The organism is Embleya sp. NPDC050154, assembly GCF_044460165.1.
Lineage (GTDB): Bacteria > Actinomycetota > Actinomycetes > Streptomycetales > Streptomycetaceae > Embleya.
On record NZ_JBITJP010000047.1, the window covers coordinates 1 to 24518 of the forward strand.

Annotated in this window: 17 protein-coding genes and 4 pseudogenes; 13 read left to right on the forward strand and 8 right to left on the reverse strand. The window is 69.8% G+C overall.

What is annotated here, in order from left to right:
- Positions 1–152 precede the first annotated feature (152 nt).
- Together ACIBSV_RS48835 and ACIBSV_RS48840 are read left to right on the forward strand one after the other, a co-directional pair.
- Positions 153–449: pseudogene (locus tag ACIBSV_RS48835) on the forward strand (transposase); the annotation flags it as partial.
- 151 nt (positions 450–600) lie between these two features.
- Positions 601–2106 carry an IS110 family transposase gene (locus ACIBSV_RS48840; protein ID WP_395874161.1) on the forward strand — a complete coding sequence of 502 codons (1506 nt, stop codon included), beginning with the start codon at positions 601–603 and terminating at the stop codon, positions 2104–2106.
- An 89-nt stretch (positions 2107–2195) separates the two neighbouring features.
- On the opposite strand, the gene ACIBSV_RS48845 is transcribed toward ACIBSV_RS48840, so the two are convergent.
- Positions 2196–2588: a hypothetical protein gene (locus ACIBSV_RS48845; RefSeq protein ID WP_395874163.1), complete on the reverse strand. Its 393-nt coding sequence runs from the start codon at positions 2586–2588 to the stop codon at positions 2196–2198.
- Positions 2589–2904: 316 nt separating this feature from the next.
- Between ACIBSV_RS48845 and ACIBSV_RS48850 the strand changes: the two genes are divergently transcribed.
- A complete protein-coding gene (locus ACIBSV_RS48850) occupies positions 2905–3576 on the forward strand; it encodes a hypothetical protein (protein WP_395874165.1) in 672 nt (223 codons plus the stop codon).
- Between the two features lie 500 nt (positions 3577–4076).
- On the opposite strand, the gene ACIBSV_RS48855 is transcribed toward ACIBSV_RS48850, so the two are convergent.
- On the reverse strand, positions 4077–4304 hold the full coding sequence (locus tag ACIBSV_RS48855) for a hypothetical protein (RefSeq protein WP_395874167.1): 228 nt from the start codon (positions 4302–4304) through the stop codon (positions 4077–4079).
- A gap of 254 nt (positions 4305–4558) precedes the next feature.
- Between ACIBSV_RS48855 and ACIBSV_RS48860 the strand changes: the two genes are divergently transcribed.
- From ACIBSV_RS48860 to ACIBSV_RS48880, 5 genes and pseudogenes are all read left to right on the forward strand, one after another.
- The gene (locus ACIBSV_RS48860) at positions 4559–5140 is read left to right on the forward strand and encodes an SMI1/KNR4 family protein (protein WP_395874169.1); all 582 of its coding nucleotides are present in this window, start codon (positions 4559–4561) and stop codon (positions 5138–5140) included.
- Positions 5141–5487: 347 nt separating this feature from the next.
- The gene (locus tag ACIBSV_RS48865) at positions 5488–6006 is read left to right on the forward strand and encodes a hypothetical protein (RefSeq protein WP_395874171.1); all 519 of its coding nucleotides are present in this window, start codon (positions 5488–5490) and stop codon (positions 6004–6006) included.
- Between the two features lie 242 nt (positions 6007–6248).
- Complete coding sequence (locus tag ACIBSV_RS48870; RefSeq protein WP_395874173.1) at positions 6249–7841, forward strand: DnaB-like helicase C-terminal domain-containing protein; 1593 nt, start codon at positions 6249–6251, stop codon at positions 7839–7841.
- 924 nt (positions 7842–8765) lie between these two features.
- A pseudogene (locus ACIBSV_RS48875) lies at positions 8766–9346 on the forward strand (transcriptional regulator).
- A 239-nt stretch (positions 9347–9585) separates the two neighbouring features.
- The gene (locus ACIBSV_RS48880; protein WP_395874175.1) at positions 9586–11025 is read left to right on the forward strand and encodes a tetratricopeptide repeat protein; all 1440 of its coding nucleotides are present in this window, start codon (positions 9586–9588) and stop codon (positions 11023–11025) included.
- A gap of 955 nt (positions 11026–11980) precedes the next feature.
- Here ACIBSV_RS48880 and ACIBSV_RS48885 read toward each other — a convergent pair.
- A complete protein-coding gene (locus ACIBSV_RS48885) occupies positions 11981–12325 on the reverse strand; it encodes a hypothetical protein (RefSeq protein ID WP_395874177.1) in 345 nt (114 codons plus the stop codon).
- A gap of 225 nt (positions 12326–12550) precedes the next feature.
- Here ACIBSV_RS48885 and ACIBSV_RS48890 point away from each other — a divergent pair, with 225 nt between their 5' ends.
- Positions 12551–14074 carry an NF041680 family putative transposase gene (locus tag ACIBSV_RS48890; protein ID WP_395874179.1) on the forward strand — a complete coding sequence of 508 codons (1524 nt, stop codon included), beginning with the start codon at positions 12551–12553 and terminating at the stop codon, positions 14072–14074.
- Here the strand turns inward: ACIBSV_RS48890 and ACIBSV_RS48895 are convergent.
- The gene (locus ACIBSV_RS48895) at positions 14058–14663 is read right to left on the reverse strand and encodes a hypothetical protein (RefSeq protein ID WP_395874181.1); all 606 of its coding nucleotides are present in this window, start codon (positions 14661–14663) and stop codon (positions 14058–14060) included. The genes ACIBSV_RS48890 and ACIBSV_RS48895 overlap by 17 nt on opposite strands.
- A 458-nt stretch (positions 14664–15121) precedes the next feature.
- Between ACIBSV_RS48895 and ACIBSV_RS48900 the strand changes: the two are divergent.
- A pseudogene (locus tag ACIBSV_RS48900) lies at positions 15122–16496 on the forward strand (IS1380 family transposase).
- 227 nt (positions 16497–16723) lie between these two features.
- Here the strand turns inward: ACIBSV_RS48900 and ACIBSV_RS48905 are convergent.
- Together ACIBSV_RS48905 and ACIBSV_RS48910 are read right to left on the reverse strand one after the other, a co-directional pair.
- On the reverse strand, positions 16724–17728 hold the full coding sequence (locus ACIBSV_RS48905) for an NADP-dependent oxidoreductase (RefSeq protein ID WP_395874183.1): 1005 nt from the start codon (positions 17726–17728) through the stop codon (positions 16724–16726).
- Between the two features lie 357 nt (positions 17729–18085).
- Positions 18086–18778, reverse strand: coding sequence for an SDR family oxidoreductase (locus tag ACIBSV_RS48910; protein ID WP_395874185.1), 693 nt, complete (start codon positions 18776–18778; stop codon positions 18086–18088).
- Between the two features lie 127 nt (positions 18779–18905).
- Between ACIBSV_RS48910 and ACIBSV_RS48915 the strand changes: the two genes are divergently transcribed.
- Positions 18906–19487, forward strand: a complete 582-nt coding sequence (locus ACIBSV_RS48915) for a TetR/AcrR family transcriptional regulator (protein ID WP_395874187.1) — start codon at positions 18906–18908, stop codon at positions 19485–19487.
- A 49-nt stretch (positions 19488–19536) separates the two neighbouring features.
- Here ACIBSV_RS48915 and ACIBSV_RS48920 read toward each other — a convergent pair whose 3' ends face one another.
- Positions 19537–19965: a hypothetical protein gene (locus ACIBSV_RS48920; RefSeq protein WP_395874189.1), complete on the reverse strand. Its 429-nt coding sequence runs from the start codon at positions 19963–19965 to the stop codon at positions 19537–19539.
- Between the two features lie 588 nt (positions 19966–20553).
- Positions 20554–21360, reverse strand: a pseudogene (locus tag ACIBSV_RS48925) (transposase); the annotation flags it as partial.
- 469 nt (positions 21361–21829) lie between these two features.
- Between ACIBSV_RS48925 and ACIBSV_RS48930 the strand changes: the two are divergent.
- Complete coding sequence (locus ACIBSV_RS48930; RefSeq protein WP_395874191.1) at positions 21830–22837, forward strand: hypothetical protein; 1008 nt, start codon at positions 21830–21832, stop codon at positions 22835–22837.
- 705 nt (positions 22838–23542) lie between these two features.
- Positions 23543–24418, forward strand: a complete 876-nt coding sequence (locus tag ACIBSV_RS48935) for a replication-relaxation family protein (protein ID WP_395874193.1) — start codon at positions 23543–23545, stop codon at positions 24416–24418.
- The last annotated feature ends 100 nt before the right edge of the window (positions 24419–24518 follow it).

Genomic DNA, 24518 nt, shown 5'->3' on the forward strand with positions numbered 1-24518 from the left:
GCCATCAGAAACTTCGGCACCACACTCGCCCCCGAGCAGCCGAAACAGCACTGTTTGACCACTACTTACCCACCCAAAGCGGAACTTAGCACTAGTACTGCAACGACACTCCGTGACCGGAAGTCATCACGGTCGTTGGTCCGTTCGTGTCGATGGAGATAGTTGACGGTTGGTCAGATGCGTTCGCGGACTTCGCGGGCCGGTTCGGGCGGGTGGAGCCGCGCCGGCGGATGGTGTCCTATCTGCGGGGATTGCTTGGCGAGTCGGAGCGCAAGAACGGCTGGACTCTGGCGGAGGCGGCCGGGGAGGCCGGTCCTCAGGGGATGCAGCGGCTGCTGAATCACTACCGCTGGGACGCCGATGCTCTGCGTGACGACGTTCGTGACGCGGTTGTGGAGCTCGTCGGAGATCCCGACCGGGGAATTCTGATCCTCGACGAGATGGGCTTCCATCCGCCCGTAACCGGCGCTCCCGCACGGAAGTTCGCGCTCACTGGATGATCAGTGTCGGTCCTCGAAACGAACCGCACCCACATCCGGATCGGCAGACCACCGTCTCGGGATGATCTCCGGCTACGAAAATCTTGCCAGGACCGCCTGAGTGGCTGCGCTGATCACCTCGGGGACGAGAAAATTGATGGCGGGTGCCTCGGTCAGCCGATTGCTCTGCGATGTCAGTGAACTCGTTTGCCAGGATGGCGATGGGGGTCAGCCAGGGGACCACGGTTTGTCGCCATGGCGGCGTCCTTTGCTGCCGGGAGCACGCGTGTCAGATTCCGAGTCTTCCCTTGACCTCTCCGAGGCGCCCGCTCTGCTCGGTCGTGCAAAGCAGTGGGGAGTGGTCGTGAAGCGGCAGGACGTGAAGGACGAGGTCATCCATCTGCGCTCCGCAGGAGTGGACTTGGGCAAGCGGTTTCTGCTGGCCTGCGCGCGCACTCCCAGCCCGGTGCGGAGCGGGACGTGGAGCCTGGAGACGGAACGGTTCGGCACCAACAGGGCCGAACTACGGCGACTGCTGGCCTGGCTGATCGAACGTCGGGTCGAGGTGGTGGTCATGGAGGCGACGTCCGATTACTGGCGGGGTGTGTACTACCTGCTGCAGCCGCACCTGAACCTGATGCTGGTCAACCCCGCACACCTCAAGGGCATCCGTGGCCGCAAGACCGACCCGAACGACGCGGCGTTCCTGGCCCGGGCCGGCGCGTCGGGGATGGTGATGGCGTCCTTCGTGCCCGAGCGTGCGATCCGGGAACTGCGTGACCTGACCCGCCGGCGCACCGAGATCGTCCGCGCTGCGGGCTGGGAGGCCCAGCGGCTGGAGAAGGAACTCGAGGACACCGGCATGAAACTCACCTCCGTCCTGACCGACGTGCTCGGCGTCTCGGGCCGGGCCATCCTCGAAGGGCTGATCGCGGGCGAGCGAGACCCCGAGCACCTCGCGGACCTCGCCGTGGGCAAGGCCCGTGCCAAGATTCCTGCCCTGATCGAAGCCCTGGACGGGGACTTCACCGACCACCACGCCTTCATGATCCGTCACTATCTCGACGAGATCGACCGCCTGCGGTCCACCGCTACGGCGTTCGACACGCGCATCACCGTTCTGCTGACCGAGAGGGAACGGGACTTGGACCTGCTCGACACCATCCCCGGGATCGGCCGTCTGGCGGCCGAGGTGATCCTCGCGGAGACCGGCGGAGACATGACCCGGTTCGCCACTGCCCGGCACCTCGCCTCCTGGATCGGCGTCTGCCCGGGACAGAACGAATCAGCCGGGGTGAAGAAGTCAGGGCAGACCCGACACGGCAACAGTAACCTCAAACGCCTGCTCGGAGTCGCCGCCATGGCCGCGATCCGCAACAAGGACTCCTATCTGTCGGTGTTCTTCCGCCGCGTCTCCGCCCGCCGAGGCGGGAAACGCGCTCTGGTTGCCGTCATGCACAAGATCACCATCGCCATCTGGCACGTCCTGAACGACCATGCTCCCTACCGCGAACTCGGCGCCGACTACTTCACCAAACGTGACCCTGCGCGCGCCATGCGCCGCATGATCAAAGAAGCCAACAGCCTCGGGCTGACCGTCCGCTTCGACCCCATCGCGGCCGCCTGACCTGCACAAGTGCACCGTATTTTCGTGTCAGAGCCGCATTCTCCCGTGTACGCCGACACCGTGCCGGCCGTGACCCAACCGCCGACGCCCTATGTCGCGGCAGCGTTCTGCCGCCACCAGGAGGAGTCCCGCTCAAGTTCTTCCAGGGCTTCGAGTCTGCGCTCGATGTGACCGAGGAACTCGGTCGGCAACCTCACACCGTGGTCGAGGACGTAGTGGGCCAGTCCTTCCGGCCAGAGGTAGTGGCCGTCGGTGAGATCACGGGAACCGTTGGAGCACGCACACAGCCTGCACCTCGATGCGCCCATCCAGGAGCCGGCGACCTGCCCGTGGTTCAGGTAGTCCGCGACCCACTGCCGTTGCGACTCCTCCCACGCTGCGTCGACGAGATCGGCGGGGTTCGGCAGGGACCGGTTCTCGGGCGTCCCCCAGAAGCCCAGCAGCCGGACCGGACGGTCGGCAGATTTCCGCGGTTCGGGCATGCCCCGAGATTTTCACAGCGAGGGCCGCGACATCACACCGGCATCAGGTTCCGTTCACGACTGTCGCGCCTTCGAGCGCGTGGTCGCGGGTGCGTGCCCGTCGAGGGTGGCAACTGCCGTGCACCGGCTGCGTCGTCATGCAGTCAAGGACGCGCCGGGAAGGTCGATCGGGTTCGCGCGGTTTGGCGGGTGCCGCGCGGCGGACCCGCGGCCTGGGATATTCGCCGGCCTGTCGGACACCCGCGGGCCGGACTCGACGCCCATGGGGGATGTGATCGCTCGGCTGGTCGGTGAGTTGGACGCGGATTCGGGTGAGGTGGCCGAGGACGCGCAGCATGCGCTGATCGCCCTGGGGCCGCGGGTGCTGGACCCGTTGATCGCGGCAGCACCGGGGTTGGGCTCGTTCGGGCAGCTGTGCGCCATCGAGGTCTTCACCGCGCTGGGAGATCCGCGTCCAGGCGACGCCCTCACGCGCATGCCGGGCAGCGACAACAGCGTGGTCGGGCAGTGGGCCGCCGAAGCCCTGGGCGATCTCGGCATCCACCGTGCCGTGCCGCGTCTGTCGCAGGCATATGAAGCCTTCCGGCGGCGGGGCGAGGATCCCGACGACTGTGAAGGTGGAGCGCTGCGTTGGGCGCTCACCGAACTCGGTGCCCGCGACGTCGTGCTTCCGGCCCGCGCCGCCGCGCTGCGGCGTCCGGTTCCGGGGTTGGGTTCCGCATGGCCGACGGCCCGCCTCGCCGAGGCCATCGAGGATCTCGTCGGACACGGGCAGGCGGTGCTCTCCTTCGAGGTCTGGCAGATCGGGGCGGACGGCGGAGTGTTCGGAGGTCCCGGGCCCGACATCGACTGGGGCATCGACCGCGGCAGGCCCTGGCCGCAGATCGTCGCCGAATGCCGGGAGTGGGCCCTGCTTGCGGCCGAAGCCACCGACACGGCCCGGGACCTGGTGGCGACGATCTGCTGGATCGACGCCGCCGATCTGTGATCGATCCTCGGCCGTGACTCCGGAAACAAACCACAGCGAGGGAGCCGCGCCGGCCGGTGCACACCACCGCCGGCACCGACCACACCACCACCTGGCCCGACCACACGCCCAAGCCGAACTCGACGACGCGCTGCGCCGCCTCGGCGAGGCGCGTCGCACCGCGCTGACCCCCGGCAGGCAGGGACCTGCGGGTGCGATTCGCGCGACGCGCACCACCTCGACCACCCCGACGGCCGATCCGATCGCCGGCCCAGGCCGCGGCACGTTCGGAAGCCGAGACCGCGTTCGTGTGCATCGGCCCCGGAGCGGGGGCGCCGGCTGAAGGAAGCCGGACCCGCCGGCGCGGTCCGCACCGCGGCCGAGACGGCCGCGCGGTCGAACTCGCGACCGTCATGGGCTACGACTGCCCTGATCGCAAGGGTGACCCCGAAGCCGCCCTGCACTCGCGGATCGCCGGAAGCCGCCCGCTTGTGAGTGGGCCGGTCGGGAACGAGTTCGCGTCACCCTCGGAACCGCGCGCGGTCTTCGTGGATCCGCAGCAGCATGCCGGTGAGCGGTTCGCTGCCGTCATCGGGAACGAGCACCATCTGCTGTGCCGCGATGTCCTGATCGGCCCGCGCCCGTTCATCGGTCCCGCCGTACTGCCACGCGATCTTCAGCGCGTCGAACAAAGGACTGATCTCGCCCCAGCCCGGCCCCGGTTCGAACCGGCAGTCCGTCCAGAACATGTCGATCTCTTCGAGAACCAACGTTTCGACGTGCGTGTCACCCCGTCTGAGCTGCCACGATCCCGCCGTCAACTCGACCCCCTCGCTTTTGCGTACGAAGAACGACGGTAGCGACAGGCCCGTGCGGACAGCACAGCGCCCGAGGTTGGACGGCAGGCCGAGAGGATGCTGCTCGACCTTGCCCAGGCTTGAAGACCTGCCGCGCGATCGTCACCCCGGGGTTGCGTCGGGCCTGCGTAATAGAGTTCCGGCCCGTGATCGATCGGATCGGCCGCACCGGTGCGGATGACGATGTGCTCGTGGAGAGGTTGCGCGCCCTCGCGTGGGGCGGGGAGGGTGCGGTCGCGTCCGGCAGTTGCATGCCGGACGAGCCGTTCCCGCCGCTGACGTCGGTCGACGTCGAGGCTGCGGAGGGCCGGCTCGGGTACCGGCTTCCCCGGTTGCTCCGGCGTGTCCACACCGAGATCGGTGACGGGGGGTTCGGGCCGGAAGGCGGTCTCGCGTCGCTGAAGCCACGCAGCATCCCGCAGTGGTACTACCCGCACTGGCCGTGCGCAACGACCCTCCACGCCCGGCGGCCGGAGTGGAGACGGCCGCCGGCCTCGTGGTTCTTCCCGGCGGGTGGCGGGTGCGGCATGGAGTGGTACGTCTCGCTGATCGCGGTCGATCATCCGGTGCTGCTCTGGGACTCCGACGGCTGGGAACCGGACCGGGGCGAGGATCCACACGACGGGCTGCGGTACGCGGCGCGGTCCCTGCGCGAGTGGCTGTGGACCTGGGCGGATGGAGGCAACGTCTGGGATCCGGTGTCGGCGCGGCCCGACGAGACGCCCTGACCCTCGAAGTCGACTCACTCGCGGTTCGACCCCGTCGTGCCCGCCGTGATCGAAGCCGCTCGGCGAGCCGTCCCGTACTCCCGGGCCGACCGGGCCACTTCGCCGCCGACCCGGCACAACACCGCCGGTGCTGTCCTCGGGGCCTTCCACGGCAGCGAACGTATCCTCGCGAGGGATGGGTTCGACGTCGGGGCAGGCTCCCGAGGAGGCGAGGCGGTATGGCCGACAGAACACGGGGCACCGTTTTCACGGAGTACGGGAGCTTCTACCTCGTGCCCGGGGAGGAACGGCCCCGGGGCTGGCCACAGTCTTTGACGACGGGGTTGGTCTCGGCCCGTGGGGAGGAGGTGCGCATCGCCACGGGTACACGCACGGGGGAGGTGCCGCTGGTCACCGAGACCCTCGACCGGGAGCCGCCTCTGGAGCCCGGTTGGGAGGACGTTGCGGAGGTTTCCGTCGCGGTTCCCTCGCAAGGGCTGCGTGTGCTCGAGTCCCGGCATCCGTTCCTGTTCGGCGACCTCGCCGTGTTCGGCCCCGGGGACTACCGGGTGCGGGTGTACGCGAACAACCGCGGCGACGAACGCGCCGGCCGCGGAAGCGGGGACTCCTATCTCCTCCAACTCTGGCCGGCCCCCTGGGCCGAGGAGAAACTCGTTCGCCTGTGCGAGGAATCACGACGCGAACTCGGAGCCGCGAGGCGGTTCGCCCGCGAACCCCTCCCGGACTTTCCGCGACCGCCCCGAAGTGATCCCCGACCCGAACCCCGACCCGAACCCCGACCCGTGTCCGCACCTGGCGGTCCCCGCGTCGCGCACCTGCAGGGTGCGCTACCGGAGCCCACGACGCCCCCGACCGACGACGACTGACAACGACCGACCGGGACGCACCACCACCGGTGAACATCACCGACACCGGGCGGGTCCGGCCGCCGGGCCAGCATCGGCATTTCGACACCGCCGTCAACCAGCCATGGTCACATCCGGGACGTGCCCGAGCATCGCCAACCCCCGCATCCCCCGCTCGAATTCCTTATGATTCGCCAGGTTCTCGCGTCGGATCACGGTAGGATCAGAGGAGTCGGTTTGCCGCCGTGGGAGAGGTCGGGCGGATGAGCGACGAGAGCCGTGCGTCCGATCAGGACGAGCGGACCGAACCCCCGCGCCACCTCCCGGCCGGGTCCGGAGCGGACGTGGCGTTGGGTGTGGAGGAGGTCCGCCGCAAGTGGGCCCAGGTCGTGGCCGACGCCGCTGGCGGCGCCCGGATCGTGATCCACGCCCCCCATGGCGTACGGGCCGTGCTGGCGCAGCCCGCCCCGGATATGATCGCCGCGCAAGGCGAGTTGCCGGTGTTCACGATGACCGCGGCCCGGCAGCACCTGGGCAACCTCGTGCGCGCCGCCGCGACGGGCACGCCACAGCTGGTGCTGCGCTACCGCACCGTCTACGCCCAGATCACCCACCTCTCGGCCGCGCCGGCACCCGCGACCACCACCCAACCAGCGTCGCCGGAGACCACGCCCCCTGACACCGACGACACCACGCCGGACCAGCCCACCTCCCCGCAGACCAGCCGTCGCGTCGCGGAGTTCGCGACCGCGTTGGGCGAGGCGACCACCGCCCGCCGCCGGGCGGTCTCCTTCGGCCCCACCGCCTTGGACGAGGCCTCGGGCGGCGGCGCGTTGCCCGGCCGACTCGTCTTGGTGGTCGGTGCGCCCGGAGCCGGCGCCGGATTGTTGGCGGCGGGCACGGTGTTGTCCGCGACCCTGGCCCCGGCCGACGACCCCGACAAGCCGAACGCGGTGCTCTCGTGCACGCCCGGCCGCCCCCGCGCCGACATCGCCGCCCGCCTGACCGCAGCCGCCGCCGGAGTCGACCACCGCAGGCTGCGCGCGGGCACCCTCACCGACACCGAACGCGCAACCGCCGACGCCGCGTCGGCGCGCCTGGCCGCCGGGGGGCTGCTCCTGGACGACGGCGCCGACCTGACCCTGGATCTGCTCCGGGAGACCGCCGCCGACATCGCGGGCCTGCGTCTGGTGGCGGTGGATCCTCTCAACCACCTTCTCCCTGCCGCCGGTCCCGCTGTTTCCGATGTCCGTTACGGTGTGGCCGTGTTGCGCCGGTTGGCGGCGGATCTGGACGTGCCGGTGGTGGCCGTGTGGGAGACCGGTGCGGCCGAGCCACCGGAGGTTGCGGCGGCATTGGCCAAGGCCGACACCGTGGTGCATCTGACGCGTGAGGGTGAGCAGGCGTTCGCGATCGTCGCCGAACGCGACCTGGGCCCGGTCGCCCAGGCGGCCCTGCACGCCGACCTCGCCCACGTCCGGTTCACCGACCCCGCCACCGGCCTCGACCGCCTCGGCCGGGACCGGTCCGGCCGACGCGCCCCCGGCCGACAACGCCGAACCCCCCCGCCCCCGCACCCCGCGAACAAGCCCAGGGCCGACAGGACCGGCCCCCGGCCGGCGCACCGGCGACCGCGCCCCGCCCCCCGACCACGCCCGCCCGCGCCGGCGCCCACACGACGTCCGCCGCGCCGAAAACCCCGGCCGCGTCGAAGGCGCGCAGGGTCGTGGTGGACACCGACGAGGACCCCCTGCCCGGCGCGATCGCCGGCGCGGTCGCCGAGGAACTCGCCGCCGCCGAGGGCGACATCACCGCCGCGAGCGAGGCGTTGGCCCGGCGGGCGATTCCGGATGTGATGGAGCTCCTGCGTCTGTCGCGGGCCGGGTCCCGGTACGAGCACACCTGGTACCCACCCCTGCCCGACCTGCTGCGCAAACGGAGCAAGGAGGAGTCGGACGCGGTATGGGAGGCCCGCCCCAAGTGGCGCAACAAACACCTGCCCCCCGGGGATCACGAGGTCGTCGCGCTGGACATGAACGCCGCCTACCTGTCCGCACTCAAGGCCCACCTCCCGATCGGCCCGCTCGAACACCGCGCCGGCCCCGACCTGGACGACTTCGACGGACCGCGCGGGCGCAAACGCCGCCGCGCCGGCATCTACCTCGTCGAGCCCCCGGCCTGGCAGCACGACGATCTCCCGAACCCGCTCGGCGACCGCGACGAGCCCGGGCCGCTGTGGATCACCGACCCCACCCTGCGCCTGCTCCTGCGCTGTGCGTCGCCCGCGTACGGCAACCTGTGCGAGGAACCACAGGTCCTCGAATCCTGGACCGCGGTGGCGACCGAGAACCTCCTCGAGCGGTTGCGCACCGCGTTGCGCGACGCCCGCGACACCGCGATCGCCGACGGCGAAGACGTCACGCTGGACTACGTGAAGCAGATGTACGCCAAACTCGTGTCCACGATGGGTGGTTCGAACTACAACCGGGAGATCAACCGCCCGGACTGGATGCACATCATCCGCTCCCAGGCGTTCTCCAACCTGTGGGTCAAGGCCTTCAAGGCCCACCGGGGCGGCCTCGCCGTGGTGCGCATGATGGGCACCGACGAACTCCACCTCACCGGCGGCGACTGGCGCACCGTGTTCACCGAGGGCCGCGGGGTGGGCGACGTGAAGATCAAGGACACGTACATTCTCCAGACCAAGGAAAAGAGTTGACCGCCAGCAGTACCGACCCCGCCGCCCCCACCACCGCCACGCCTGAGAGGAACTGACGCGTATGCCGTATCGCTCCCTGGAGCCCGGCAAATATGGGATGCGCGGCATGCGCGCCTCCGCCCTGGCCGCGCAGCGCCTGGACGAACTCGCCGACGGCGTCACCTCACCCGTCGACACCGAACGCGGCCTCGCCGCACGCCTGCGCTACCTCACCGCCTCGCGAGCCGGCTACATCGCCATGGACACCGCCGGGATCACTGTCACCCCCCGCACCCTCGCCGCCTGGCTCGCCGAGGACCAAACCCCCAACCGCGCGAACCTGCGCCGGATCGACGCCGCCTACCGCGCCCTGCGCCGCCGCAACGTGGCCCGGTCACTGATCGGCCGGTTGAACAACAACGGGCGCGGCAACGGGTGGAGTTGCACCCGCACGACCAGTCCGGTGTGCGCGAGCCGCACCGGCGCGCGGGCGTGGCCGGGCATCGCAGCGTCAATGTCCGCCGTTGGGATGCGATCGTGCGCGCCTGGGCGGCCGGCGACGAACGGATGCTCGACGAGTTGTGGACCGACGAGGTGTTGGCCGATCTCGGGTCGGACTGGGGCGGCTTCGAGTTCGCTTCCGGGGTCGGATTCGCGGCCTGACCAACTGTGTAGGGTCTCAGCCCGCGTGTCCTAATCTCACGATCGATGTCCTACGAATTTCCCTTCGTGAGACTGCTGTGACTGGTCGAGATGTCCTGTCATATTGCAGTTGGCGGATTCTCACTCGATCTCATCCGTGGTGTCGGATTCTCGCCGTTTCGCGAGCCGAGCGGGGCCTGTGTCGGCACCCCGGCCGCGGCTGGGCGAAGGCTGTCGGTGGCAGTTCGTAGGGTGCCCGCGTGAACGTCGATGATCTTGCTTGGCAGGCGCGCAACCATGGTGGCGTCTACCCGCGGATGGTTCGGACCCTCCTCGACCTGGGGCAGGTGGAACTGCTGATCCGGGCGGCGCGGGAGCGTGGGGACTGGAACTGTGCGGAGGCGGCGGCCCGGGAGTTGTGTGCGGCCGGGGAGTTCGATCGGGCGCTGGCCCTGGTGGACCCGTTCACGGATATCGGCTGGCGGGCCGCCGAGTGGGTCACCGCCGAGATCATGATCCGCCGGGGCGAGGGCGACGAGGCACTCGTGATGGTGCGTCCGGACCCCGCCGAGCTGGGCGACGGTCACGTGTGCGCCCGCTACGCCGAGCTGTTGTCGAAGGGCGGACGGGTGGAGGAGGCCGTCGATGTGCTCACGCCCCATCTCGGGGAGTACTGGCTCCGGTCCCGCCTGGTCGAGGTGACCGAGGGCCGGGGACGCGACGACCTCGTCCTGGAGTTGCTCACGCGGGAAGCGGAGCGTGGGGAGCGTGCGGATGCCGGGGCGTGCGAGCGGTGCGGTGAGTCCTGCGGGACGGGCCGGACCGACCGGTGGGACGTGCTGTTGCTGATCTCCCGGGTCCTGGAGCGGGCCGGGCGTGCGGACGAAGCCGTCGAGGTCCTGCGTGCCGAGAGGGCCTCGGACCGGCGCCACCCCGTCAACTTCCCGGAGTACTACGCGGAACTCCTCGCCCGGCAGGGCCTGATCGAGGAGCTGGGGGCCCTGGCTGCCGAAGACCACCGCTCCGCTCTCGACGTGTACGCGAAGGCGCTGGAGGACGCGGGGCGGGCGTCCGAGGCGGAGACCGTGTTGCGCGAGGGGATCGAGGCCCACGACCACCCGAAGGACCGGGCGGCACTGATGCGCCTCCTCGTCCGCCGGGGGAGGGTCGACGAAGCCATCGAGACCGGTCGGCCCACCTACGAGTACTACGACTGCTGGAACTTCCTCCACTGGGCGCTGGAACTGCTCGTCGACGACGGCCGGCCCGACCGGGCGCTCGAACTCCTGGACGGGCTCACCGACGCATACGTCGAGGAGCACCCGGACCGGGTCCGCCACCTGCGGCTCTGGCTGCTGGGCGAGGCGGGCCGCTGCGCGGAGGGCATCTCGGAGGCCACCGCCCTCAACAAGCGGGAGCCGGGCCGGTGGGACACCGCGCTGGCGCGGCTGCTGGAGCGGGACGGACGACTGGAGGAGGCCCTCGCACTGCTCCGCTCCTCCACTCACTACTTGGTTCACCACGACTTGCCCGACATGCTGATCAGGCACGATCGTCCGGCCGAGGCCCTCGACTCCATCCCCACGATCGCCGAGGCGCGCGCGACCGTCGAACAGCGGGAACGGGAGGCAGCGGAGTGGCGGAAGCAGGATGATCCCTGGTCTGCCGAGGGCGAGTTCACCCTGGAGCCCCCGTTCTAGCCAGGGGGCGTACGCAGCACAGGTCCGCCGGGCCGCCGAGCTCATGGCCCGTTCCGTCGCGGCGCGAACCAGCGCCTGATCGGATCCGCTTCGGCAGCCACGCCGGGATTTCGCACAAGCCGGGTCGGCTGGGAACGCGCGGATGGACAGTTCTCAACCGACCTGGCAAGCCTGCAGCGCTGGACAAGATCCACGGATATCCCGAGTGCGACAGGACAGCAGGTTGAGGCGTCACTCGTTCGAGTGACGCCTCAACCTGCTGCCTTGACGATGGGGCGGGGCCGGTGGAGGTCCGGGTACTACGCTGCACGCGTGATCGGGCATTCGAACGTACGTCTCGCCGACCTTCTCGACCGCCGTGCGGACGGCCTCGAGCCCGCGCCGGAGGCGGTGCTCGCCGCGCTGTTCGAGGGCGGGGTGTTCGTTCCCGTCACCGACACCGGATCCGTGATGTTCCTCCCCGACGACGAGCAGCCACCGACGCTGCTCGGGTTCACCGACGTGGCGCTGGGCGCGCAACTGCTGCCGGCGGCCGCCGGGATGGTGCACTGCGACGCGGTGCGGGTGAGGGACATACTGGAGAAGACCGGCGTCGCCGTGCTCGGGATCCGCTCCGAGAACGGACAGGCGATCTGTTCCGAGCACGTGCTGCGGGACTGGGCGGCCTACGGGCCCGGAGCGGAAATGAACCTCGAATGGTCCACCGACCCGGTGGCGGTCGCCCTGCGCGACGCACTCGTTCGGCGGGTCCGCGAGTTCCCCGCCGTCCGCTCGGTGTGGGTGGCGCGGGTCCGATGGCGGGCCAGACGACTCAGCCGACATCTCGCGAGAACGACAGGGACTGACGGCCCTCCGGCCGGCCGTCACCCACTCTCACCAATTTCGGGCCCTTCCACGCTCCCACAGCAACGCGCGATCCGGCAGCCCGATCACCTCATCGACCGGACACACCCTTTCAGGATGTCGACGACTCGCCGTCCCGCCCGGCGAGGAAGGTGTCCAGCAACTCGAACAGGACGGCAAGCACGTCTGCTTCCGCCTCCGGGGAGAGTTCCCATCCGCCTTGCCAGCCGGGAAGGGCGATCTCGCGGATCTGGGCCTCCCACACCAGGTTGTCGCTGACCTGGTGGTTCGCCATCAACCAGTCGCGCCAACCGTCCAGGCCTCTTCCTGGACCGCCGAACCTGCGAGCGGCGAAGTCGAAACCCTCCAAGAAGGCGGTTACGCCGAGCAGCGACACCCGGCCTATATACATGCCGGGCCGCTTGGCGAACAGGGATAGGTACTCACGGTCACTCATCGCAGTCAGATCCACCCCCAGATCCTTCCGCGTCGGCGCCCAACCGTCGATCCCGACCGGCGCCAGATTAGGAACAGGTACCTAACTTGTCGTTTAACCTCGGGCTCGGCCCGTAGCAGCCTGACGCGTGTGTGTCCGGGGTATGGGTGATGTTCCGTGACGTTGGTGGTCTTCACCGGATCCTGTGCTTCGACCAAGAGGCACTGAGGGATCGGGGCGAAGGCCGTGGTGACGAGTCTGCCGTACCGTCGGGGACGCGTTGAGGCGTTCTCGGAACTGTCCGACTTCCGGGGCGAGTTCCATGCCTGTCTGATCCGTCGTGGTGATGCGCTGTTCGAGTTGGCGGACGCGGTGCTGTGCGCGGACGGGCCGGTGAAGACGCTGGTCGGGCTGTCGCTCGCGCCGGAGCATCGCCGCGGTCACGGAGCGCTCTACGACGCGGTCAACCACGGCCGGATCGACGCCGACCGGCTGCGGGACGCCCTGGCGCGGCTGCCGCTTCCCCGGGCCGCAGACGGGCGGATCGTGCTCGCGGTCGACGTGTCGCCGTGGCTGCGGCCGGACGCGGACACCGGTCCCGACCGGACGTTCTGCCACACCTTCGGCCGTGGCGAGGGCAGGCACCAGATGGTGCCCGGTTGGCCGTACTCGATCGTCGCGGCCCTGGAGCCGGGCCGCAGTTCGTGGACGGTAGTGTTGGACGCGCTCCGGCTCGGACCGGGCGAGGACGTCGCGGCCTCCACCGCCGTCCAGGTCCGCGCGGTGGTCGAACGTCTGGTCGCGGCCGGGCAGTACGAACCGCAGGACCCGGACATACTGGTCGTGCTGGACGCGGGCTACGACGTCCCCCGCGTCGCCTTTCTCCTCGCGGGCCTGCCGGTCGAGGTACTCGGCCGGATGCGCTCGGACCGCGTCATGCGCCGGGCGACACCCTTGCGGGTCCATGACCCACAGGGTGGCCGACCGCCCAAGCACGGAGGCGAGTTCGTCTTCGGACAGCCCGAGACCTGGGGTGAGCCGCAGGCCACGACGACCACCGAGACCACCCGATACGGCACTGCGGTCGCGACCGCGTGGGATCGCCTGCACCCTCGACTGACCCGTCGCAGCGCGTGGGAAGGGTTCGACGGCGAACTGCCGATGATCTCGGGAACGGTGGTCCGGCTCCGGGTCGACCACCTGCCCAGCGGAGGCGACCCGAAGCCGGTCTGGTCGTGGTGGTCCAAGACCGACGCCACCGAAGCCGACATCGACCACTGTTGGCAGTCGTTCCTGCGAAGATTCGACATCGAGCACACATTCCGCCTGCTCAAGCAGACCCTCGGCTGGACGAAGCCTCGACTCCGCGACCCCGGAGCGGCAGACCGGTGGACATGGATCGTGATCGCCGCCTACGCCCAATTGTTCCTCGCCCGACCGCTCGCTGCCGACCTCAGGCGCCCCTTGGAGAAGCCCGCCGCACCGGGCCGGCTCACTCCGGCCAGGGTCCGCCGGGGGTTTCGGAACCTGCACCCGACGTGCTCCGTCCCGTCGGTGCGCCCAAACCTTCCCGGGCGGGGCCGGGAAGGCCAAAGGGCTCGAAGAACCGCACGCGCGCTGCCCGTTTCGATGTGGGACGCATCGTCAAAACCGGTGAGGCGTACACCAGACCGAGCCACCACCAGAAGGGCACCAAACCGAGGCGCACAGGGCGGTGAACTGCCGCGTCTTCCGACTTGTCAGCTCTGCGTTGTCAGCGGGCCGTGGTGACCTCGCCCGCCCAGGTGCGCAGGGCGACGATGTGGCCGAGCATGCTTGCGTACGACGCGAACGCCGGCGCGACGAGCTCGTCCACCGGGTCCCCGTCGTCGACCGCGTACGCGACAAAGACCCCGTCGCATTCGAAAACGCGCTCGTCGTCCGCGTTCGCGGTGTCGACCATCAAGTAGGAACCCTCCGAACCGTGCCACCCCCCGATCACGTAGCCGTGTGCGTGTTCCGCGAGATCGGAAAGCATGTCGTCTCCGGCATTGCCGAGACCGATGCTGTACCAGATGTCGACCTCCGATTCGGACGCACCGCACTCGTAGTCGAACCCGTCGAACAGCGCCAGCAGTGGTGGGCTGACGAAGGAGAGCACGCTCCTGGCACGCCGAAGATGCGGCGGCAGCACCACGCCGTGACCGGACTCCGCCTCGGCGAGGGTTTCCTCGGTGTCCCGTGTGAAAGTGAGCGTAGGAAATCTTTCGACAAACCGGGTGAAGCTCTGCTTGTCATGCGGCGGCAGATCGGCATCCCAAATCCAGCGGATGGCCGTATCGGCGTCGCCGAGTGTGTCTTGCGCTGCCGAGGAACCCACTTTTCACCGCTCCCACTTGCCGAAGACATCCTCATCTTGCCATGCCGGATTCTCCGTCGATTCGGTGGCCGGGTTCCGGGAGGCCGTGCGAGAGAACGAGGAGGGGTACCCGTGAACGCTGCATCGACATGGGTGCTCCCCTTCGGGGTCCCGGCGGGGCGGTAGGTCGTACGGGAGCGCCGTTCAGCGCACTCCCGAGAAGGCACGACCATGCTGCATTCCGCCTCGAGCGGTGCCTCGACGATGGCGTCCGCGAACGCGAGTGCACCCTCGGCGAGATCCCCGGCATTCTGTCGACGCCCGGAACCGCCTCCGCACCTTGGAGCCCCACACTAGCCTCGCGCTTTCATGGAGCGGGGCGTCTGACATGCGGTCAGAAAAGCGAAAAGTGCTCCTGACCTGCAACGATGGGACTTCCCTAGGGTCCTGTCGACTGCATGGAAAGAAGCACTTCTCAGGTGAAGAAGGATAGCGGGTCGCATCCGCGTGTCCGGGTCGAGTCCGGCGGTTCCGGGATCGTCTCGCAGGCCGGCGGGGTGCTGCTCACGGAGACGGCTCGCGTGGTCGGGTTGGATCGCGGGTTGTCGCGTGCGCTCGCGCCGTGGGGCAAGACGCGGGCGGTCCACGATCCGGGGAAGACGGTCCTGGATCTCGCGGTGGCGCTCGTGCGGGGACTGTTTCGCGGACGTCGCGATCCTGCGGGAACAGCCCGACGTGTTCGGGCCGGTGGCGTCCGACCCGACGGTATCGCGCCTGGTCACGGCCCTTGCCGCAGCGGGGCCGAAGGCCGTGGACGCGATCCGGGCGGCCCGCGCCGCGGCGCGTGAACGGGCCTGGAATCTCGCCCGGACGGCGTCGCCGGTGGCCGGCGGGCGGTTGACGATCGACCTGGACGGCGTCCTGGTCACCGCGCACTCCGACAAGGAAGGCGCTCGCCCGACGTGGAAGAAGACGTTCGGATTCCACCCGTTGTGGGCGTTCGCCGACCACGGCCCGGAAGGATCCGGCGAGCCCCTCTCCGTGCTGCTGCGGCCCGGGAACGCCGGATCGAACACCGCGAGCGACCACATCGAGGTCACCCGGCAGGCCCTCGCGCAGGTCCCGAAGCGGCACCGGCGGGGCCGGGACACGCTGATACGGACGGATTCCGCGGGTGGCACCCACGAGTTCCTCGCGTGGCTCTCCCGGCGGGGTCGGTGGTTGTCGTACTCGGTCGGGTTCACGATCACCGACCGGATCCACGCGGCGATCCTTCGCGCCCCGAAGGCGGCGTGGACGCCCGCCTGCGACGCGGACGGTCTTCCGCGCGAGGGCGCGTGGGTCGCGGAGGTCACCGACATGCTCGACCTCACCGCGTGGCCGAGGGGCATGCGGGTGATCGTGCGGAAGGAACGCCCGCACCCCGGCGCGCAGTTGCGCATCACCGACGTCGACGGGAACCGCTGTGTCGCCTTCGTCACGAACACGGCGGGTGGGCAGCTCACGGACCTCGAACTCCGCCACCGCCGCCGGGCCCGCGCCGAGGACCGGATCCGCCGGGCCCGCGCGACCGGCCTGCGGAACCTGCCCCTGCACGGCCTCGCACAGAACCGGGTCTGGTGCGAACTCGTCGCCCTCGCCTGTGAGTTGGTCGCATGGACGCAGATGCTCGCCCTGACCGGCGAAGCGAGGCGATGGGAGATCAGGAAGCTCCGCTTCCGCCTCTTCGGAACCGCCGCCGGCCTGGTCCGCACCGGGCGACGGATCATCGTCCGCCTGCCCGAACGATGGCCCTGGACCCGGCACGTCCCCGACGCCATCGACAGACTCGGCCGGCTCACCGCACCCACCTGACGAGGCCCCTCCGTCCCGACGAACCGCGACACACCTCCGGAGACGTGGAACCCGGCGCCCACCCGACACGACAATCGGGCCATCGCCAATCCCGAAAACCGAATCGACGCCTTCCGAACAGCGGAAACGGGTCGTCAGCAAGCTGACGACCCGTCATGAAACATCGAGGCTAGACGGCTCCACCGGTATCGAGCCTTGGCACAACGGAAGGTCACGTTCCCGCACTCTCACGTCATCGAGACGACGACCTTGCCGGCCTTCGCCCGGCCCTTCTCGACGTACTCCATGGCCTGGAGGGTCTCGTCGAACGGGAAGACGCGGTCGACAATGGGGCGGATCTTTCCTGTGTCGACGAGGGAGGCGAGCTCACGGAGCTGGTCGCCGCCGGCCTTCATGAACAGGAAGGAGTACGTGACGCCGAGCTTCTTGGCGCTGCGCCGCGTCTTGGCACTCAGGACGGTTGTGACCGCGCGCATCACCGGGTTGAGGCCCAGCTCGCGGGCGACGGCCGCGTCGGGCGGGCCGGCCACGCTGATGGCCAGGCCGCCGGGCTTGAGGATACCGAAGGACTTGGCGAGGTTCTCGCCGCCGAGGGAGTCGAGTACGAAGTCGTAGCCCTCGAGCACCTCGGAGAAGTCCTGCGTGCGGTAGTCGATGACCTCGTCCGCGCCGAGCTCCTTCACCAGGTCGACCTTGGCGGTGCCGGCGGTGGAGGCCACGTGTGCGCCGAGCGCCTTGGCCAGCTGGACGGCGATGGAGCCGAGGCCCCCGGCGCCCGCGTGGATGAGGACCTTCTGGCCCGGCTGCACCTTGGCCCGCTCGACCAGGGCCTGCCAGGCGGTCAGCGCGACCAGGGGAAGGGAAGCGGCCTCGGTCATGGTGAGCGTGGCGGGCTTTGCCGCCAGGTCGTCCTGGTGGATGGCGAGGAGCTCGGCGAAGGTGCCGATGCGGTCCTTGTCGGGGCGGGCCCACACCTCGTCGCCCACCGCGAACCGGGTGACGGACGAGCCGACCTGGACGACCTCCCCGGCGAGGTCGTTGCCCAGGACGAGCGGGAGCCGGTACGGCAGGATCGCCTTGAGGGACCCGTCGCGGATCTTCATGTCGAGCGGGTTGACGCTCGCCGCGTGGATCCTGACCAGGACGTCGTCGGCGCCCACCTGCGGGTCGGGTATGTCCGCGGCGTGCATCCCGGTGGCGTCACCGTACTTCTCGACCATGAAGGCCTTCATCGACTTCTCCGTTTCGTTCCGTTTCCCGCCCGCGCGGGGCCGGGTTCTGTCGTCGTCCCGGGTTTGTCCCCGTACGAAATAGATTGCGCTACTTTCCTTACCTGCACCGCTTCAGGCCACCGGCACCGCCGGGGCAAGGACGCGGTTCGCGTCGCCGCCCTGGAGGTGCCCCGGCGAGCCGGCGATCCCCTCATGGGGCACGCCGAGCGGCACCGCGCTGACCTCTCGGCAGGCGGATGTACTGCTCGTCGGTCAGCTGGACGTCGAGGGCGCCGAGGTAGCTGCCGGTCGTGTACCGCATGAGATGTCCTTGCATGAGGGGTGGGAAGGCGGTCGCGCCGGGTGGAGGGGTGAGCGTCAGCCCGCGTTCGGCTGGGGTGCGGCGGACAGGTTCCGCTTGACGTACCGGCTGGTCTCGTCGGCGAGGATCTCGGGCAGGCCATTCTCGATGCCGCGCAGGGCCTGGGCCGCGACGTCGGCGGCGGCGACCTTCTGATCGGCAGGCACGCCGGCGGCCATGTCGGTGTCCATGTAGCCGACGTGCAGCGCCGAGACGGTGATCCCGCGCGGTGCCAGCTCCTCACGGGTCGCGTCGCTCAGCGCCCAGGCGGCCGCCTTGGACGCGGCGTATGAGCCGAGGCCGGCCGGGTGGAACCAGGACAGGGCGGACAGCACGTTGAGGACAGCGCCGCCGCCATTGCCCTCGATGACCGGGGCGAAGGCGCGGGTCGCGGCGAGCGGCCCGAAGAAGTTCGTCTCCATCTCCCGGCGGACCTCGTCCAGGTCGCCGCCGATCAGGGGGGCGCCGGTGGAGATCCCCGCGTTGTTGATCAGCAGCGTCGCATCGGATGCGGTGACGGCGGCCTCCCGGATCGACTGCTCGTCCGTCACGTCGAGGTGCAGCGGCGTGACGTCCGGCAGGTCGATCGCCTCGGGGCGGCGGGCCGCCGCGTAGACCTTCGCGCCCTGCTCGACGAGCTGGACGGCCAGCTGCCGCCCGAGACCCCGGTTGGCGCCGGTGACCACTGCGACCGCGTTCTTCAGTTCCATGTCTGCTCCCAGTGTGATGGGCACCGTATAGCCCGCATTAGATTTCGATTGAAATCTATCCCCCAATCTAGGATAGATTTACCTCGACATCCAATCGAGAGTTCGGCATCCAATCGGGAGGTGGCTGATGGGCCGCGTATCGCAGGCGCAGGCGGACGAGAACCGCAGGCGGGTCGTGGAGACGGCGTCCCGGCTGTTCCGGGAGCAGGGCACGCAGGTCAGCGTCGCCGACCTGATGAAGGCGGCCGGACTGACCCACGGCGGCTTCTACAAGCAGTTCGCCTCCAAGGAGGCGCTCGTCGACGAGGCCACCGCCCACGCCTTCGCGGAACTCGCCCGGCGCCACACAGCCGGGCTCGAGCGTCACGGCGGGCAGCGCGAGGCCACCCAGCAGGCACTGATCGACACCTATCTCTCAGTCGCACACCGGGACGACCCGGGGGATGGCTGCCCGGTCGCCGCGCTCGCCGGCGACATGGCGCGCGAGGGCGCTGACGGCGAGGCCCGCCGCGTCTACACCGAAGGGGTGGGCGACTTCGCCGAGTGGCTCGCCACGGACGACCAGGACGGTCTCGTCCGGCTGTGCACCCTGTTCGGCGCGCTCGTCCTGGCTCGCGCCACCAAGGGGTCACCCCTGTCGGAGGAGATCCTCGCCACCGCGCACGCGGCCCTGACCGGGCCCGAGCCCGCACCGGCGACGTCACGGTAAATCGCCGCTGCCGTAGCTGCGGCTGTGGCTGTATCCGTACCTGTCGGCGTCAGCGGGGCAGGATGGCGCCGATCTGGGCCCGGACGTCCCGCAGGATCCCGTCGGTGCTCGCGGTGGCGTTCGGGCCGGCCGCCATGGCGAGGAACAGGACTGCGGACACGACGCGAGCCAGAGCCTCGGCATCGGGCTGTCCCGCGCGGCCTTTGTTGTGCAGTACATCGGCGATCGCCGCCTCGGTCCGCGCGGTGATCTCCAGGGCCCCGCGATGGCGCGGCTCGGCGCGATCGCCGAAGACCACCTCACGCAGGTAGGTGCGGCCGTTGTCCACATGGGCGCGGTTGCAATCCACGACCGGGCGGGCGATCGCCGGCACCGCGTCGAGCGCATCGGGGATCTCCTCGGCGTCCGCCCGCCCCCGTTCCAGCGGCTCGGTGTAGACGGAACTCTGGACCAGCGCATCGAGACCCGCGAGTGCCAACTCGCCTACCAGTCCGCGTAGTTGAGGGCCCGCATCGAAGAACTCACCCGGCAGCTCGACGAGTTCGACGCACAGAGCGAGAACCTGCGCATCACCTGCAGGACCCTCCTCACTCTCCCCGCGCCCTCACCCACCTCCGGGCCGCAGTGTCCCGATATCCCGGACCACCCCGCCTACCCACAGATCCTCACGGCCCTGGCCGACGCGGGCCGGCCGATGCGAGCCCGCGACCTCTGCCAGGCCCTCGACCTGCCGATCCTCCCGAAGAACACCGAAGGCATCCGCTCCAAACTGAAACGCCTGGTCAGCGGGGGCACCCGCACCGAAGCCGAACCCGACCTGTTCACCCGGCCCGGGCCGCGCCGCCCGGCAAGGGGCGCGGACCCGAGGCGGATGAACCGAGTGAACGGCTCGGGCCAGGGCCGGACTTCGGCGGACATGGCCGGTCCGGCCGACGAGCGGGGGCCGCCGGCCTTGATGGGTCCGACTTGCCGGTGCCAATGCTCACGTGATGCCCCGCCCGAACATCTTCGTGGGACTGTAAGACCAACGGCCCTGTCTCACATTCGGTGGTGACGGAGTGTGTCGCTATCCGAGGAGGATGCGGTGGCGGAGGAGGGTGAAGCCTGCTCGTCCGTGCATCTGGCGCGCGATCCGCTTGGTTTTGGTGTTGACGCCCTCGGTGGGGCCGTTGCTGTACGGAAGTGTGAGCGCGGCGATCACGGCGTCGCGGTCTCGGTCCAGGCCCCGGGCGAAGGAGTGCAGATGGGGCAGATCGGTCGCGCGAGCCTGGACGATCCAGCGTGAGAGCCCGTCGGCGTTTCCTTCGTGAGGCGTCAGGAGTTGGGCGAAGTCCGTGATGTGAGCAGCCAGTTGGGTCATCTCGGGGCAGGCGGCGGTAAGCCGTGCCAGGAGGTCGTGATGTTCGGGCTTGAGGTTGTCGGGCCTGGTGAGGAGCATCCTGGCGAGCCGGCGTGGGGAGATGTGGCTGCGGTCGGCGTCCGCGCGGCCTTGGTTGATGTACTTGTGCAGGAGGTTGACGCAGCCTTCGTAGCCGAGGGCCTTGATCTCTTCGAAGAGGTGCCTGACGGGGACGGCGGGGTCCTCAACCCGACGTTTGCGCAGGTGCTCGCGGTAGGGGTCGACGAGGCCGGCTCGGTATTTGGGGACGCGGAGCATCCGCTCGGGCCGGTCGGCTCGTGCGTAGCGTTTGACGGTGTTCAGGGCCAGTTGCAGACGGCGGGCGCATTCGAGCAGACCCACGCCCTGATTGAGCAGGTCATGGACTTGGTGCCAGCGTTCCAGGGTGGTTCGGGCGCGTGGCCCGTCGTAGATGGGTGCGTCCAGTACGGTGGCCCAGCAGGTGCTGTGTGCCTTCACCTCGCTGCTCTTCGTCGGGAAGGCGACGCTCGGCATGGAGCATGCGCAGGGCGGTGGTGATGCGTTCCTCGTCCTCGGGTGTGCCGAGGCTGCCCATGTACGGGGGCGGCAGCAGGCTCAGGGCTTCGAGGTCCGCGCGTGCGCAGAGCGTGGTGAGGAGTTCACCGACCGGGTCTTCGTGGTGCCGCGGTGCGGGCCGGGCGGTGGCACGCAGTCCTGCGGCGATGCGGTAGCGGAGCCATTGCTGGTGGGGGCGACATCGCCACGGCGCTCGCCCGAGCCACGTCCCCGAAGGCGAAGCGCCGCAGGGTCGGTTGGGTGGAACGACGCACCGGCGCTGCCGCCGCGGCGCCGAACGTGGACGACGGCATGGCACCGAATTTCGAACCCCGGCCGAGAGGTCGAGGCGAAATGCGATCGTGGCTTGTCGTGTGCTGCCGGCATGATGCGCCGACGACTGCGACGTGCGACCGGGGGAGACGTGATGCGGGGCAATACCGTGTGGGGTGTGGGCTGTGTGATCGTCCTGGCGCTGGCCGGGGCCGGTTGCTCTGGTGGTTCCGACGCGAATGAGACCACTCCGAAGCCGGGTTCGGGGAGCGTGGTTCCGACGACGAAGGCGTCCTCGCCGGTCTCGCGTGCCGCGTTCCCCGGTCTGGGACAGGTCGCCAAGGCGGGTGACTGGCGGGTGTCCGTCTCCGCGTTGACGCCCACCGAGGCGACCGCGGCGGCGCCTTCGCTGCCGGCGCAGTCGATGCCGTTACGGGCGACGGTGACCCTGACGAACGCCGGCAATCGGATCGCGTCGGTGCCCACGACGGTGGTCACCGCACGGTACGGGGCGCTGGGGCGGACCGCGACGGCGTTCACCGACACGCACCTGCCGGGTCTGCCGAAACCGTCCTCCTCCACCTCGAGGGCGCGCGTGCTTCCCGGAGGAGTGTTCACCGCCGACATCGGCATCGCGGTCCCCGCGCGGGCATCGGGCGAGAGCGTCACCGTCACCACCGAGGTCACCGAGGAGGGCATGGTCAACGGCGAGAACGTCTTCTTCGAGGGCAGGTTGCCCGGAACCCCCCAGGACGCGCCCGAACCCGTCCCTGGCTCCGGGCCTCCCCCGACCGGGGCCGTCCTGCCCCTGGGTGCGTGGTCGCAGCACGGTTTCCGGGTCGGACCGCTGCGGCTCGAGGCGACGCCGGCGACGGACGGACGCCGGACCGCGTCGCTGGACCTGAGCTACGACAACAAGGGCACCTCGACCCGGTCCGGCCTGGGCCGCTCGCTCAGCGTGCTCACCGGCCCCAACCTCACCGAGGCGGACGAGGTCAGGGCGTGGCTGGACTACCACGACGCGCCGATCGCGCCCGGACGCATCGCCACCGTCACCGTGTCCGTCACCCTCCCCGAGAACGCGATCCCCGGGCCCGTCACCGTCGAACTGATCGGCGGCTCCGGCCTGGAACGCACCCCCTACACCGGCACCCTGAACTGACCCGGCCCCAAAGGGAACACGACGCGCCCGCCGGTCACGATCACCTCGTTCGGGAACGTCTCGAGGACCCGCACACTCCCGGACACCACGTCGGCCTCGGCGACCCGGTCCCCGGTCTGCTGCGCCCGGACTCGCAGTCGGTGAGCCTGCTGCCGGATCGAAGTTCGAGACGATCGCGGAACGGACGCGACCCGGCCGACCGCAGGGGAACATACGGCCGACAGGTCCTGTAATCGCGGCCTGACTCCTGGTAAAATCATTGCCGTAAGCCTTGGATCGCTGTCACTGCGTCGCACACAGCCCTTGGCAGAGCTTGGTTGTGGCCCTCGAATGATCCTGCGAAAGCAGATGGATTCGAGGGCACAACCCTTTCCGTTCCGTCCGGCCTTTCGTGGCGCGGACCCTCGTTCCCCGCGCGCCGGGTGTCACCGACACCGCGGCGGCAACGCCCCTGCGCACGGCGAAGAACCGACGAACCGGCCCGTGTAGAGCACTCGTAGCTTCTGGCACCTCGGCGCCGCGTGTCGTGACGGCAGCCTTCGCCGCCGTCGATGTCGCGCCCTTCTTCCCGGTCGGCAGCCCCCGGACGCCACCCGTTCCGCTCGGTCGTCCCGCCGACCGGGCCTTGCCGATTCCCCGGCCCCGCTTCGCGATTCTCCCGTCCGTACCGGTCTGCCTGTCTCGCATCCACAGAGAGGTGTTCACATGCCCGCCGGCAACGTGGCGCGGTCCCGCATCCGAGACCTCGTCGAGCAATTGACCGATCAGGACCGCCTGGTCCTGCGCGCACTGGCCACACATCGCGTCCTGACCTCGCATCAGGTCACCGAGATGGCGTTCAACAGCCCGAGCACGGCCCGGCGCCGCATGAAGGACCTCGAAGACAAGGGGGCCGTCCACCGCTTCCGGCCCTGTGCGGAAAACGGATCGCACCCGTTGCACTTGATCCTGTCCCCGGCCGGCGCCGCCGTACTGGCCGTCGAGATGGGCGAGGAGCCCGGCCCGGCCGCCCGCCGAGCACTCGGGGACCGCCGATTCATCCTGATGAGCGGACTGCGCCTGACGCGCCTCCTCGGCGTCGACGCCTTCCGCGCCGCCCTCGAATCCCACGCCCGCGAACACCCCGACGCGGCCGTCGAACAGTGGTACGGAGCAGACGAGATCCCGGACATGAACGTCCCGCGCGGCCTCGACCGCCCGGACGCGGTCCTGATCTGGCGCGACGGGCCCCACCGGTCGGTCCTGGCGGTGGAGTTCGACACCGGAACCGAGCAACCGCGCCGTCTCGCCGACCGGGTCGCCCGGTACGCGTACGCGCGGCCCCGGCGCCCCCAGGGCGACGAGCCCGTGGAGCGGGAGGACCCGGTCGTGCTGTTCGTCTTCGGTTCCACGCTCCGCGAGTCGAACGCCCGCGCCACCTTGACGTACTTCGCGGACGAGGTGCCGATCGCCACGGGGGTGTGGCGTCCCGGAACCTCTCCCGCGGGCGCGCTGTGGCTCCCCTGGGACCGGCAAACACGCACGACGCTCGCCCGGCTCGGGGAAGCCCGCCATCGGTCCACGCCCGATCCGACCCCGTGACCGACACGCCACGCGCCTACGCGTCGTGAGCGAACCCTCGAACGGAAGGAAGTCCCCCCGTGGTCCCATGCCCGAGTTGCGGACGCGTCGAACAGGTCGT